The organism is Solibacillus sp. FSL H8-0523, from assembly GCF_038051985.1.
Lineage (GTDB): Bacteria > Bacillota > Bacilli > Bacillales_A > Planococcaceae > Solibacillus.
The window spans coordinates 3578070-3591926 of record NZ_CP150291.1 but is presented as its reverse complement, the minus strand read 5'-3'; the positions used below and the strand labels follow the sequence as shown (position 1 = coordinate 3591926).

General features: G+C 39.0%; 14 protein-coding genes. 7 read left to right on the top strand and 7 right to left on the bottom strand.

Going from position 1 to position 13857, the window contains the following annotated elements:
• The 6 genes from NSQ62_RS18040 to NSQ62_RS18015 all read right to left on the bottom strand — a co-directional run bounded on the left by NSQ62_RS18040 (nt 1) and on the right by NSQ62_RS18015 (nt 6390).
• Nucleotides 1-1056, bottom strand: a complete 1056-nt coding sequence (locus NSQ62_RS18040; protein ID WP_341321446.1) for a 2,3-butanediol dehydrogenase — start codon at nt 1054-1056, stop codon at nt 1-3.
• Between the two features lie 263 nt (nt 1057-1319).
• Entirely contained in the window at nt 1320-2432 is a 1113-nt protein-coding gene (locus NSQ62_RS18035; protein ID WP_341321445.1) for a DUF4179 domain-containing protein, read from the bottom strand.
• A 5-nt stretch (nt 2433-2437) separates the two neighbouring features.
• Nucleotides 2438-2974 (bottom strand): sigma-70 family RNA polymerase sigma factor, encoded by a 537-nt coding sequence (locus tag NSQ62_RS18030; RefSeq protein WP_341321444.1) that lies wholly within the window; start codon nt 2972-2974, stop codon nt 2438-2440.
• Nucleotides 2975-3147: 173 nt separating this feature from the next.
• A complete protein-coding gene (gene rlmD, locus NSQ62_RS18025) occupies nt 3148-4509 on the bottom strand; it encodes a 23S rRNA (uracil(1939)-C(5))-methyltransferase RlmD (RefSeq protein ID WP_341323974.1) in 1362 nt (453 codons plus the stop codon).
• Nucleotides 4510-4640: 131 nt separating this feature from the next.
• The gene (locus NSQ62_RS18020) at nt 4641-5402 is read right to left on the bottom strand and encodes a polysaccharide deacetylase family protein (RefSeq protein ID WP_341323973.1); all 762 of its coding nucleotides are present in this window, start codon (nt 5400-5402) and stop codon (nt 4641-4643) included.
• An 88-nt stretch (nt 5403-5490) separates the two neighbouring features.
• Entirely contained in the window at nt 5491-6390 is a 900-nt protein-coding gene (locus tag NSQ62_RS18015; RefSeq protein WP_341321443.1) for a TIGR01777 family oxidoreductase, read from the bottom strand.
• Between the two features lie 107 nt (nt 6391-6497).
• Between NSQ62_RS18015 and recX the strand changes: the two genes are divergently transcribed.
• The 3 genes from recX to NSQ62_RS18000 are packed head-to-tail and all read left to right on the top strand — an operon-like array spanning nt 6498 to nt 7900.
• On the top strand, nt 6498-7307 hold the full coding sequence (recX, locus tag NSQ62_RS18010; protein ID WP_341321442.1) for a recombination regulator RecX: 810 nt from the start codon (nt 6498-6500) through the stop codon (nt 7305-7307).
• On the top strand, nt 7300-7629 hold the full coding sequence (locus NSQ62_RS18005) for a YfhH family protein (RefSeq protein WP_341321441.1): 330 nt from the start codon (nt 7300-7302) through the stop codon (nt 7627-7629). Before recX ends, NSQ62_RS18005 begins: the two co-directional genes overlap by 8 nt.
• A gap of 1 nt (nt 7630) precedes the next feature.
• Complete coding sequence (locus NSQ62_RS18000) at nt 7631-7900, top strand: YfhJ family protein (protein WP_341321440.1); 270 nt, start codon at nt 7631-7633, stop codon at nt 7898-7900.
• Between the two features lie 46 nt (nt 7901-7946).
• Here NSQ62_RS18000 and NSQ62_RS17995 read toward each other — a convergent pair whose 3' ends face one another.
• On the bottom strand, nt 7947-8936 hold the full coding sequence (locus tag NSQ62_RS17995; protein ID WP_341321439.1) for a metal-dependent hydrolase: 990 nt from the start codon (nt 8934-8936) through the stop codon (nt 7947-7949).
• Between the two features lie 136 nt (nt 8937-9072).
• Here NSQ62_RS17995 and mutY point away from each other — a divergent pair, with 136 nt between their 5' ends.
• The 4 genes from mutY to NSQ62_RS17975 all read left to right on the top strand — a co-directional run bounded on the left by mutY (nt 9073) and on the right by NSQ62_RS17975 (nt 13499).
• The gene (gene mutY, locus NSQ62_RS17990) at nt 9073-10131 is read left to right on the top strand and encodes an A/G-specific adenine glycosylase (RefSeq protein ID WP_341321438.1); all 1059 of its coding nucleotides are present in this window, start codon (nt 9073-9075) and stop codon (nt 10129-10131) included.
• A 57-nt stretch (nt 10132-10188) separates the two neighbouring features.
• Entirely contained in the window at nt 10189-10431 is a 243-nt protein-coding gene (locus tag NSQ62_RS17985; protein ID WP_341321437.1) for a hypothetical protein, read from the top strand.
• 186 nt (nt 10432-10617) lie between these two features.
• On the top strand, nt 10618-11181 hold the full coding sequence (locus tag NSQ62_RS17980; protein WP_341321436.1) for a DUF402 domain-containing protein: 564 nt from the start codon (nt 10618-10620) through the stop codon (nt 11179-11181).
• A gap of 593 nt (nt 11182-11774) precedes the next feature.
• On the top strand, nt 11775-13499 hold the full coding sequence (locus tag NSQ62_RS17975) for an ABC transporter ATP-binding protein (protein ID WP_341323972.1): 1725 nt from the start codon (nt 11775-11777) through the stop codon (nt 13497-13499).
• The last annotated feature ends 358 nt before the right edge of the window (nt 13500-13857 follow it).

Genomic DNA, 13857 nt, shown 5'->3' with positions numbered 1-13857 from the left:
TTATTTCGACGCGACTAAAATTTTGATTTGGTCTTTGTCATTTACTAATGTTTCAAAGCCTTCTGTTACGACTTCATCTAGCGTGATGCGTTTCGTCACTAACTTGTCTGCTGGGAAGTAGCCTTGTGTCATTAAGTGCATAACTGCTGGGAAAATATCGCGGTAGGCAATAATTCCTTTTACACTACGCTCTGATAATACGATGTTGTTTGGTTGAATTGAAGCTTCTTTCTCCCAAATCGACACGATAATTGTTTCCCCTTCAAATGAAGTCGAGTCGATTGCTTGCTTTAACACAACCGGAACACCTGTTACTTCAAAGGCAACGTCCGCACCACCATTTGTTAGCTCTTGAATTTTTGCAACAACGTCTGCTTCTTCAGCAGGGTTAATGACAGCAGTAGCACCAAGTTCTAATGCTTTTGCCCCGCGCTCTTTCGATAATTCTACCGCATAAATTTCAGAAGCACCTGCTACTTTTAATGCTTCGATAACAAGTAAACCGATTGGACCTACACCAAATACGACCGCTTTATCGCCCGCTTTTAATTTACTCATACGAACGGAGTGTAAGGCTACTGCTGCAGGCTCAACTAAAGCACCTTGCTCTAATGATAATCCTTCAGGCATTTTGTGTACCCAACGCTCATCCACAACTGTGAATTCAGAGAAACCACCGCCGCCACCGGATAACCCGTGGAAGCCTAAGTGCTTACAAATATTATATTTACCTTTTTTACATGCTGCACATTCCCCACATGCTAAAATCGGTTCAACAACAACTTGATCGCCAACTTGGACGTTTGTGACACCTTCACCAATCTCAATGACTGTACCAGAAAATTCATGACCCATTACAACTGGTGCAACTTCTTTACTTACTGCATGTGGTGCATCTACTGGAACGAAAATCGGACCTGCTACATATTCATGAAGGTCACTACCGCAAATTCCTGTCCATGCAACTTGAATTTTTACGCGACCTGCTGTAACTTGAGGTTCTTCAATTTGTTCTACGCGAATATCCTTCGCCTTATACCAACGTGCTGCTTTCATGATCATCACTCCATATTTCGTATTACTACGGATCGTAGTATTACCTTCATTATAAAGCTTATAGGTTAAGGATTTTATGGATATAATGTTAATTTTTATTATATCTATTTGGTGTATTATTTACGGAACACTTGAAAAAGAAGACGTCTTCGGTATATTCACATAACTGTGTAATGCGAACAAATATGTAATTTTTCTAGAACTTGGACTAGTAGAAAAAAGCTGTCTACTTTATATACATAGCAGACAGCTTAAAATGAACGTTATTTATTTAGCGGCACAAGAATTGGTTCGATTTCATATGGTTTTACTATTTGTTCAAGATGCCCTTGACTATTTGATACCTTATAAACATTTACAATAGGTGTAATGGTAATGAATGAGGCATCGTTATTTATTAGATTCGTTGTGATTCGAGGTGCGCTAATATGATTTGGATTAAAATCTGTACTATGCCCAGTATCACGATAATGAATAATGTTGTAGTTATTTCCTAAATCATCAGACACTAAATATTCTATTAAAACGAGCCTTAGTTCTTCTTGTTCTTGAGAGATGAGACGCTCATCTACTTTTTCGGCGAGTTGAATCGTTGTTGAAATAGGAGAGTGTGTCATTTCAACGAGCGATATTTTAATACCAGGATCAAGCGAATGTATGTTGTGAGATGTAAAATTTATAACACTATTTTCAAGTGCTTGTAGAGAAAATTCGAAATCCCACTGACCATCCACTAATTGACTTACATTATTCAAATTTCGTACATTATCGCCTTGCCATGAAATATGGATTGTTTCTGGCTTTGAACCCGAAATTAATTCATATACGTATAGTACGGCATATTCATAATTTCCTATTTTCTTAACAAGGTAATTTTTGGAATAACCAGAATGCTCGTATTGATTCCCAAATTCATCAACAATGATATCACCTAATAATACAGGCCGTTCGCCTAAATCCTGTTCACTTTTAATCTTATAGGCAATTGTAATATTTTCTTTATCATAAACTGCATCTGTAACGGTAATGCTAATGCCACTGTTTTCTTGTGTTAACCCTATAGAGGTTGCATGTTCACTGAAATTATCAAAAATATTGCGTTCATTATCCGTGAAAAATTCAAAAATATTAGTGAGAGTTGGTAGTTTTTCTGCGAAGGTTGGAAATGCAATATTTAAAGTAATCAATGAGATGGCACTAATACTCGCAAAAGCTGCAATAAAACGTTTTTTTCTCTTAAAAGTTTTGGCCTTAGTAGACTTTATTTTTTTGTGTGTACGTATAATAAGTCGCTTTTGTTCAACTTCTGAAAGAGGAATTTCTTCGTACGCCTTCACATCTAACTTGATATGATTCAAATCTTTAAAAATAGACATCTTACTTACACCTCACCCTTTAATAGAATGTTTTTTAATTTTTTTCTTCCTCTAGACAATTTATTGTGAATCCATGAAGGTTTTACTTGTAAGTCATTTGCGAGTTCGTTGGTAGAGATACCCTCTAAATAATATTTGTTAAATAGAGCTCTTTCGGTATCGTTTAATTTGTTCAGTAAAATGGATATATCCTCTGAATGATTACTACTAACGGGCTGATTTAGGAGACGGTCAGTTATTTCAGTCGTAGTAGTATGTTGCTTTATCTGGTCAAGTTTTCTCAAATAATCAATGGCACGATATTTTGCAATAGCAGCTATCCATTGTTTGAATTCATTTTTAGAAGCGTCAAATGAATCGATATTAAACCAAATAGAAACTAACACATCTGCAAAGCATTCTTCGATATCTTGATTATGGCTATTAATATACTTCCTAATAATTCCGTTGAGTAAGCCACCAAACTTTATAACGAGGTAATTCAGTGCTTCTTCGTTTTTAAGTTGTATTTGTTGTACAACGTTTTCATCGGATATCTTCAATGTATCCCTCCTTTTTGAGTTACTTAGGTACCTAAATAGTAATACGGCTCTTCCATATAAATCCTATCAATAATTTTAAAAATTATTCTCGACTTTTTAATTTTAAAAAAAGCATTCACTTCAAATGAGCGAAAGTGCTCGAATTGAAGTGAATGCTTCCTATAAACAAGTCGTTATTTTTTTAGTGTTAATTTCACAACACATTCCACTTGCGCAGTTTGCGGGAACATATCTACAGGTTGAATGTATTCAACGTTATAGGCTTTTGATAATTCTTTTAAATCACGTGCTAATGTTGAAGGGTTACAAGATGTGTAGACAACACGCTTTGGTTTAATGTTTAGTACCGTTTTGATGAAGCCTGGGTCTAAACCTGTACGTGGTGGGTCGACAGAAATAACATCTGGACGATAGCCTTCTTTTGACCAACGGAATAACCATTTATCCGCTGAACCAGGGAAGAAGCGTACGTGCTGTAAATTTGGATTATTACGTGCATTAAATTTCGCGTCTGCAATGGCTTCATCAACATTATCCATACCGCGCACTTCACGTGCACCATCTGCAAGCCACATACCAATTGTCCCAACGCCACAATACGCATCGACAACATTTTCTTTACCTGTAAGCGCAGCAGCCTTTTTAATTTCATTATATAAATGCACTGTTTGTTCAGGGTTCAGCTGGAAGAAGGCACGTGTTGATAATTCAAACGCATATTCCCCTAATTTTTCAAGAATGGCTTCATGACCATCTAATAAAATCGTTTCTTCACCAAAAACAAGAGATGTTTTTTCACGGTTGATGTTTTGTGTAATTGACACGATTGATGGATCAATCTTTTTAATACGTTCGATTAATTCAGCTTTATGTGGTAATTCGTTACGCGTTGTTACTAAACAAACTTGTGTTTCACCCGTTTTTAAACCAGTACGAACAACGATTGTACGCACTAAACCGTTTAATGATTTACCGTCATAAATTGTAATATTTAATTTTTGTAAAATCTTACGTACGGCAACGGTAATTTTCGTTGTTAACGGTTGTTGTACTAAGCAGTCATTAATGTTTAGTAGCTGATGTGAGCCTTCACTAAACAGACCTGCATACACGCGTTTACCATCTTTACGTACTTGGAATTGTGATTTGTTACGATAGTTCCAAGGGTCTTCCATACCAAGTGTAGGGCGTATTTCTGTTGTTTCACCGATTTCTTTCGCGAACTTTTCAAATGCTTGTACAACAATATCACGCTTATTGATCAGCTGTGCTTCGTACGTCATATGCTGTAATTGGCAGCCGCCACATTCTGCGTAGACCGAGCAAGGTGCTTCTTGGCGGAATTCACTTGCTTTACGAATCGTTAGAATTTCTGCTTCTGCGAATTTTGGTGAAACTTTCGTTAATTTAACGGTTACTTCTTCTCCAGGAATCGCACCTTTTACGAATACGACATTACGTTTATAAAATCCTACACCTTCACCATTAATCCCAAGGCGTTTTATCGTTAACGGGAACTTTTGCCCGACTTCCATTTTTACATCACTCAAGTTTTACACGTCCTTTAAATACTTCAACTCGCACTAAGATCTAGTGCGAGCCGAGTCGTTTTTCTTCATCATTCCATTATAACGGACAACGACTTGAAAGAAAAGAAACGTCACTTTTAGTATGGTGAAATTTGTGCATATTCGAGTACTAAATCGTCAATTGAACCGAACGTGTAGCCTTGAGCTTTTGCGTCCTTTATAAATTTTGGTAGTGCCTCGGCGTTATCCTGTGCAACGGTGTGCATTAAAATAATCGCCCCGGGGTGCAGTTGCTCCATAAGCGCATTATAGGCATATTCATACCCACGGCGTTCATCTTTCAGCCAATCTTTAAAGGCAATGGACCAAAAAATATGACGATAACCAACCTCATTTCCTACCTTTAATACTTCTTCGTTAAATATTCCTTCAGGTGGTCGGGCATAATACGTACGATCAATGCCTGTTAATTCATAGAGCTTTTCATCAAAACGAAACCATTCTTCTTTCATGCCGTTTGCTGTGAGCTTTGCCATATTCGGATGACCATCTGAGTGATTGCCGATTGTGTGACCATCTTCAATCATTGTTTTCACTAAATCGGTCGCACTTGTTAAATAATGGCCGGTTAAGAAAAATGTTGCGGGTGCCTCTTCTGCGCGCAGCGTATTTAAAATGCTTTCAGTAAAGCCATTTTCATAGCCATTATCAAACGTTAAATAAATAACCTTTTTAGCAGGGTCTCCTTTATAAATGGCGCCATAATTTTCGAGTAAACCTTCTAATGGTTCACCAATTTCGACGGGCTCGGCGTTGCGGCTTGGTTTAAAGCCCCAGTGGAATTCTTCGGCTTTGGCAATGGTCATATAGGAAATGAACGTTGCGCAAACAACGAACATGATGCCAATCACATGTTTTTTCACGAAAAAAAGCAACCTCCTTTCACATATTTGTTACAGGTAGGTTGCGTGGAAACAGTTATTTTATTCATTTATAAAGATCACGGATCGCATCTTCGACAGAGGCGTAGTGAAATGTAAATTTTGCATTTACCAATTTTTCAGGTAGTACGTGCTGTCCTTTTAGTACGAGTATACTTTTTTCACCTAGTGCCAGTTTTAGCGCGATACTTGGTACAGGTAACCAGTGTGGGCGGCTTAGTGCTTTGCCGATTGCTTGTCCAAAGGCTTTCATACGTTTGACATTAGGTGTTGTAAAATTAATCGGGCCCTGTAATTGTTCATTTTCAATGACAAAAACCATGGCACGTGCCACATCGTCAACATGAATCCAGCTTAGCCACTGCTGACCAGAGCCAATCGTACCGCCGACACCTAACTGATACGGTAGCACCATCATCGGTAGCGCGCCTTCGCCCTTTGCTAAAATAACACCAAAGCGCGTGAAGCAGGTGCGGATCCCTAATTTTTCTGCCTGTGCGGCTTTTTGTTCCCAGTCTGCGACAACGCTCCCTAAGAAATCGTCGGCTTGTTCAGAAGAGCTTTCGGTATAAACGGCCGTTTCGGAGACAGGATAAATGCCAACTGCGCTTGCATTGATGAGTACGTTTGGTTTGTGCGCAAGTGCTTGTAAAATCCGGATGGCTTCATCGGTTGATTCCATGCGGCTATTATAAATTTTCTCTTTTTGCTCATTGGTCCAGCGCCCTTCGTTTAGCGACACACCGGCTAAATTAATAAATGCGTCTAGCTGCTCAAGCTGTGTTTCGGGTTGTGCGCCTGTCTTTAACCACTGTACATAGTGAATGTTGTTTTCGGTGCGCGGTTCACTACGTGTTAAAATGATAACTTCGTGATTATTTTTTAATAGAAGCTCGGTCAATTTTTTACCGACCATTCCTGTACCACCTGCAATAGCAATTTTCACTTTAATCCCTCCTCGAAATATCCTGTCTCTAGTATACTGTGCAATGAAACTAGAAGTAAAAAGATGTATACTAAAATGTACGTAGAAGTAAAGCGAGGTGTACATGTTTGCAAGTTATTACGAAAATAGGTCGTCAAAAACGTAATCAAGAGCGTTACAATATTTATTTAAATGAACAGTACGCGTTTGCAGTGGATGAAGGTACACTCATAAAGTTTGGCTTGCAAAAAGGCAAAGTACTTGAGCAAATCGAAATTGATGAAATACAATATGAAGATGAAATCGCGAAAGCTTTTAATAAGGCATTAGGCTTTTTAAGTTACCAAATGCGCAGTGAGCACGAAGTAAAGCAAAAGCTACTTCAGGCTGGGCACGGCGAAGCAGTTGTTCAAGAATCGATTCATAAGTTAAATCGTCTTGGTTTTTTAAATGATGAGAGCTATTCAAAAGCGCTTCTTGAAACGAGAAAGCGTACCGCCAAAAAAGGACCAGCAGCGATTCGCCAAGATTTAATGAAAAAAGGCATCGCGAAAGACTTACAGCAAGAAGTACTCGGAACATTTGGTCATGAAGAGCAGCTACAGCTAGCAATGGAATTAGCAGAAAAGGCAATTCGCAGCAATACAAATAAAACACCTTCACAGGTGAAGCAAAAAATCCAAGATGTCTTACTGCGCAAAGGCTATTCGTATGCAATCGTTTCAGAAATTTTTGGCCAGCTAACGTTAGAGCGCGAGGAAGACGAGTGGAGTGCGTTAATCGAAAATCAAGGTGATAAAATTTGGCGCAAATATGCGAACAAATTAACAGGCTTTGACCTGCATCAAAAGGTAAAGCAGGCACTGTATCAAAAAGGCTTCCCAGCAGAAGTGATTGCGGAATTTATCGAACAAAAGGAGCAACAACAAGATGAATGAATTAACATATAGTCAAATGTCAGAAGCAGAGCTACGTCAGGAAGTAGCGAACTTACGCGAACTTGCACGTAAAGCCGAGCAATTAGGAATCGTCAACGAATACGCGGTATATGAGCGTAAAGCATTAATGGCAGAAGCGTATTTAGTAGACCTTTCAACAATTATTCCAGGTGAAATGTATCGCCTGACAGGTTCGCCGGGTGAGTTTTTCCAAGTAGATCGTTTAAAAGGACGTTTTGCATGGGGACATCGTTTAGGTTCAGACCGTTTTGAAGAGGCCTTACCGGTTTCAATTTTACGACCAATGAAGGAAGGGAAATAAGATGGAAGCGTTATATCAAAAATTAACCGAGGAACTACTTGCAAAAAATCCAGCATTGTCAACAGGGCGTGCACGTACGTGGGTTGAGCTTTTATGTAGTGACTTTGAAGCAACATCAGCAAAAGCGGGTGTAGATTACCGCGGGGCGGAATATACAGCAAAGCTTGTGAGTCAATTAATCGAAAGCTATGGGGATAAGTTGCATTTATTTGCAGCGAAAAATCCGAAGTATGCACATTTATTAAATGATGGCGATGAAACAGTAAATTAAAACAAGGGTGTGTTCAAGGCAAAAAACCTTTAACACACCCTTCATTTTATTCGTTACCAGCACCAATCTGCAGCTTTTTCTGCAATTTTTCTTCGGTGAAAATCCAGCCCGTATACGAATTCACGATGTTTAACTCATGATCTAAATGCGCAACCGCTACGAATGGATAATGGTCATTACTACGATAGCGTAAATCGATTAAGCGAAGTTCCGTTAACCCATTATCCAGCTCAGAGATTTCCCAGTGATGAATTGGGGAAAAGGATAAAAAGGCATCTAAATTTGGATCTTTTAACGCTGCATTGACAAAGTCCGTTTTTGGAATCGGTTCAATCGGGAATTTATCGTAAATATTAACCGTACGGCGATAAGCGCGGCCTACGTAAAAATGTGTTTTTGATTTTGCGGCAACTTTCCACTGGAAAAACTTCATCGTTGGTGCAACAATAACGAATTCCTCGTCTTTAATTTCGCTATGCACCGCCGTTTTAACCGCTCTTTGAAGCGCAAAACGTACGAAATAGTAAAGTACAATGATCGCGTACATGATACTAAACGTAATAACAGGATCTGCACCGAACGCCCATAGTAAAATACCAAGGCAGTGAATTCCGAAAATAAACGGATCAAACGTATTAATAACAGCAAGTGCTACCCATTTTTTCGAGAAAGGTCGCAGTGCTTGCGTACCATATGCATTAAAAATATCTACAAACACGTGTAAAAACACGGCAAGTTGCGTCCAAAGCCAAACATGGAACACGTCTGCTGAAGGTAGTAACAGTGACAAGACGCCCGTTATGAGCAATGGCCAAAGTAAAACAGCGGGAATCGAATGGGTAATCCCACGATGATGGCGAATGTAAACAGCGTTATTACGAAGCTTTAATACAGTATCGATATCAGGTGCCTGTTGCCCGATGATTGTACCTGCCACCACTGCGGCAAATGTCATCGGATGGCTTGCTACAACAGGGTCAGCAAGTGCCAGGCCACCAATAGCAATCCCCATAACAAAATGTGTGCCTGAATCCAAAATGATCATCCTTTCGTAGACAAAGCTGTTCCATGTAAAAAAAGAACGGCGCTTAAACGGAAATAATTAACAATACTATTTATCCTTATAATATACCCTTTTTACGTGAAATAAAATCGAATTTTTGGAGGACAATGTGAACTATCCCTATACAACACAATTTCGACAAGCATTAGTCGAATGGTTTCAAGAAGAACAGCGCGACCTACCTTGGCGTCACACAAAGGACCCGTACAGAATTTGGGTATCAGAAGTGATGCTCCAGCAAACGCGCGTCGATACGGTCATTCCTTATTACAATCGTTTTATGGAAAAATATCCGACATCAGAAAGCTTAGCGTATGCACCAGAAGAAGAACTATTAAAGATGTGGGAAGGACTTGGCTATTACTCACGTGTACGTAATTTACAAGCAGGAGTGAGGGAAGTTGTTGAAACATACGGCAGCAAAGTACCTGATAATCGCCATGATATTTCAAAACTAAAAGGTGTCGGTCCCTATACAGCAGGCGCGATTTTAAGTATCGCGTATGGCAAGCCAGAGCATGCAGTAGACGGTAATGTGATGCGTGTATTAAGCCGCGTACTAAACATTGATGCCGATATTGCCTTACCGAAAACAAAGAAAATATTTGAAGAGGCCGTAACCGCATTAATTGATCCGGCGCATACATCTGAATTCAACCAAGGTTTAATGGAGCTTGGCGCGTTAATATGTACGCCCACTTCACCGAAATGCTTGCTATGCCCGGTCCACGATTACTGCACCGTGTTTCATGAAGGAGATCCGGCAAGTTTACCGGTGAAATCAAAAAAGGTGAAAACGAAAAACCTCGATTATGATGTACTTGTGATTCGTGACGTAGAAGGGCGCTTTTTAATGGAAAAGCGAGCAGAAGAAGGTTTACTTGCGAATATGTGGCAATTTGTGATGATTGAACGTGTAGCCGATGAAAATTCATTTTCGAAAGCAGAGCAGCAGTATGGACTGCTGTTAGATCATGCACTGGCAGTACCACTTGAGAGTTTTAAGCATGTATTTTCGCATTTGAAATGGTTAATCGACAGCTATTTAGTCGATGCTTTACAAGTACCTGAACAATTACCGAAAAACACCGCATTTTTCACGAAAGAACAAATTGAACAGTTACCGATGCCTGTACCGATGCTGAAAATTTGGAGAAAAATCAATTAGCTTCATGCATAATTTATGCGCCGACCGTCCACAATAATGGGCGTGGAGGTGACAAATATGAAGCGAAATGAAAACAATCGTAACCAACAATTAAATAACAACAACAACAGCAATAACCTCAACAACAACAACCAAAACAACCAAAACAACCAAAACAACCAATTCCAAAATCAAAATAATCGTGAGGAATTTGGTAACGATCAAAACTTCGAACAATTAGAAGAGCAACGCCAAAAACAAAAACGCGAGCAAGAACAACGCAACACGCAATTTTCAAAACGTAACAATAATAATTTCTAACTGAAGGAGTGTGCCAACTAGTTGGCACACTTTTTCTATATAAATAATCAATCGAAAAGGAAAAGACGCTTTTTTCACATAAAATTGAAAATTATAGTATTGGAACTACAAGTTTTGCCAAAGCATTGCTATAATACAATAAAGACTGCTAGAATTTTTAGCTAAGACGAAAAGGTGGGCTTTACAATGGCATTACCGTTTGAAGGAGATACAATCCAAATACATAGTTATAAGCACAATGGTAATATCCACCGTGTCTGGCAAGAAACGATGGTGTTAAAAGCGACGAAAAATATTATTATTGGTGCGAATGAAAAAACACTTGTGACGGAATCCGATGGTCGTACTTGGTTAACGCGAGAGCCATCGATTTGTTACTTTCATGCGGAGCATTGGTTTAATATTATTTGTATGTTGCGTGAAGATGGCGTTTATTATTACTGCAACATTAGTTCCCCATTTGTGTTTGATAATCAATGCTTAAAATACATTGACTATGATTTAGATGTAAAAGTTTTCCCTGATATGACCTATGCGTTATTAGATGAAGATGAATACGAACAGCACAAATTGGAAATGGATTACCCGGAAGTGATTGATAAAATTTTAAAGCGTAATGTCAAAACGTTGCTTAGTTGGATTGAACAACGTCGCGGTCCATTCGCACCAGATTTCATTCAATCCTGGACAAGCCGCTATGAGCTCCTAAGCGAAATTCAAGCGAATAAAAGTATCGAAGAGTCTGAGTAAACAATCCTGTTTGCTTTGGCTTTTTTTGTGCTCTTTAATTAAATTTTGGGATTTTTCGTATAAAGTTTTGCTTTCTTGATTGGCGTGCTACGGCAAGACAGCGCTAAAGCCATGTGATACATGTCTTTATCACTGCCTTTATTGCCGTTTGCAAGGCACGCCAATCGCAAATTGTTGTGCTCGTTATGAAGTTGAAGAACGTAAAATTAAGCCGCTTGCGCTAACGCGAGGCGGTAGAGAGTAGAAATACTCGGTGATGCTTATCGGTAGTGTTGATTTAAAAGGATCCGCATTATTTTTAAAGAAAAGCCTTTTATACCAAAGTAGAGTGCCGCGAAGCGAGATGCCGCCTAAGAGGCATCGAAAGTTAGTTGGAGCCACGCCCTCAGAAAAGCGTGCCTCGGAACGCAGTACAACGAACATGAGCTTAAAATGAACTTAATTCAACGCATTTTCCCCGGAGTGTAGCACAAAAGAGTTAACCAGTATAAGCATCTCATGCATAAAAAGATGGAAAATTATGATATGATGGTTCCTGTTGCAAAATTTTTCTGAGGGGAGATGTTTTTGCATTGGACAGCATTAAACGCTATATGCGCTTTGTAAAGCCATATAAATTTTTATTATTTTTAACGATTGTTATCGGGATTATTAAGTTTGCCATACCACTGTTTTTACCGTGGCTATTGCAAGTGATTTTAGATGATGTGTTACTAAATGACACGCTTTCTACAGATGAAAAAACGAAGCAATTATTTACATGGATTGGTGCAGCACTCGTACTATTTTTCGTTGTACGCCCACCAATCGAGTATTATCGCCAATACTTTGCGCAAAATTTAAGTAACAATATTCTTTTTGATATTCGTAAAGAATTGTACGGTCATTTACAAAAACTGAGCTTAAAATATTATGCCAATACGCGCGCAGGTGAGGTCATTTCGCGTGTCATCAATGACGTAGAACAAACGAAAAACTTCGTCATGACCGGGCTAATGAATTTATGGTTAGATTTAGTAACGATCCTCATTGTTATAGGGATTATGCTGAAAATGGATGTGAAGTTAACGATTGTATCGCTCATTGTCCTACCATTTTACGCAATTAGTGTGAAGTACTTCTTCGGTAAGCTGCGTAGTTTAACAAAAGACCGTTCACAGGCGCTTGCAGGAGTACAAAGTTATTTACATGAACGCGTAGCCGGCATGAGTATTATTAAAAGCTTTACACTTGAAAAGCATGAACAAAAAATCTTTGATGAAACAAACGGTGAGTTTTTAGATAAAGCACTAGCGCACTCACGCTGGAACGCCAAATCATTTGCGGTCGTCAATACGATTACTGAGATGGCACCGCTAATCGTCGTTGGTTATGCGGGTTATCTTTATTTAAATGAGGGCCTCACAATCGGAGTAATGGTCGCGTTTTATGCATATATCGAACGCCTATATGGCCCATTACGTCGTTTAGTCAGCTCATCGACAACATTAACGCAATCAATCGCATCGATGGATCGTATGTTTGAGTTAATGGATGAAAAGTATGATGTACAGGATAAAGAACATGCCATTAACTTACCAACAGCAAAAGGCAAATTACAATTTGATCAGGTATCATTCGAATATGAAAAAGACGGCAATATGATTTTAAATAACGTCGATTTCACGATTGAACCGGGACAAACCATTGCCTTTGTCGGGATGAGTGGTGGCGGAAAGTCAACGATTGTTAGTTTAATTCCACGCTTTTATGATGCAACAGCGGGCGCGGTAAGAATTGATGATATTGACGTAAAAGATGTGACACTTGCCTCATTACGGGCACAAATCGGCATTGTCTTACAGGATAATATTTTGTTTAGTGATTCTGTGAAGCAAAATATTTTAATGGGGAATCCAAATGCAACAGATGAAGAGATAATTGCTGCTGCCAAAGCTGCGAACGCACATGACTTCATCTTAAATTTACCACAAGGGTATGATACAAAAGTCGGCGAGCGCGGCGTGAAATTATCAGGTGGTCAAAAGCAACGTGTGGCGATTGCGCGTGTGTTCTTGAAAGACCCAGCCATCTTAGTATTAGATGAAGCAACGTCAGCACTTGATTTAGAAAGTGAAGCGTTAATTCAAGAATCGCTGGATCGTTTAGCAAATGAGCGTACAACGATTGTCATCGCCCACCGCTTATCAACGATTACACATGCTGATAAAATTATCGTTATCGAACATGGTGAAGTATCTGAAGCAGGTACACACGATGAGTTAATGAATAAGCAAGGTGCCTACTATAATTTATTCCAAATTCAAAAACTAGATTAATGAAATAAAGAAACTACCTTTTACCAAAGAAATTGGTGAAAGGTAGTTTTTTTGTTTAAAGAATAAGTAAGTATAAAATTTTACCCTTTTAGTGTGTCTAGGATAAAGCGCCAGCCCCTCGGCCATTTCGGTCCCGCCGTCGAAAGTGATGAAGCCCTTACTTTCTAGTCGGCCCCTCCAATGCCTGCCGGGGCTTAAAGGGCACTTTAGCGCTTTTCTAAATAATAAATAGTTTCATGCGAAATATGTACTTAATGGATAGAAAATGAGCATATATAACAATGATATCGAAATTTAATAGTTGTAATAATAGCATGCATCATAAATGAATTTGATTATTGTAGAAGCGAGGTGGTCA

Coding starts and splice junctions, on each gene's coding strand:
- NSQ62_RS18020 (WP_341323973.1), bottom strand. CDS start 5,402: ATGTTCGTTGTTTGCGCAACGTTCATTTCCTATATGACCATTGCCAAA.
- NSQ62_RS17975 (WP_341323972.1), top strand. CDS start 11,775: ATGCGCTTTGTAAAGCCATATAAATTTTTATTATTTTTAACGATTGTT.
- NSQ62_RS18005 (WP_341321441.1), top strand. CDS start 7,300: ATGAATGAATTAACATATAGTCAAATGTCAGAAGCAGAGCTACGTCAG.
- rlmD (WP_341323974.1), bottom strand. CDS start 4,509: ATGGAAGTCGGGCAAAAGTTCCCGTTAACGATAAAACGCCTTGGGATT.
- NSQ62_RS18040 (WP_341321446.1), bottom strand. CDS start 1,056: ATGAAAGCAGCACGTTGGTATAAGGCGAAGGATATTCGCGTAGAACAA.
- NSQ62_RS17980 (WP_341321436.1), top strand. CDS start 10,618: ATGGCATTACCGTTTGAAGGAGATACAATCCAAATACATAGTTATAAG.
- NSQ62_RS17985 (WP_341321437.1), top strand. CDS start 10,189: ATGAAGCGAAATGAAAACAATCGTAACCAACAATTAAATAACAACAAC.
- NSQ62_RS18000 (WP_341321440.1), top strand. CDS start 7,631: ATGGAAGCGTTATATCAAAAATTAACCGAGGAACTACTTGCAAAAAAT.
- NSQ62_RS18035 (WP_341321445.1), bottom strand. CDS start 2,432: ATGTCTATTTTTAAAGATTTGAATCATATCAAGTTAGATGTGAAGGCG.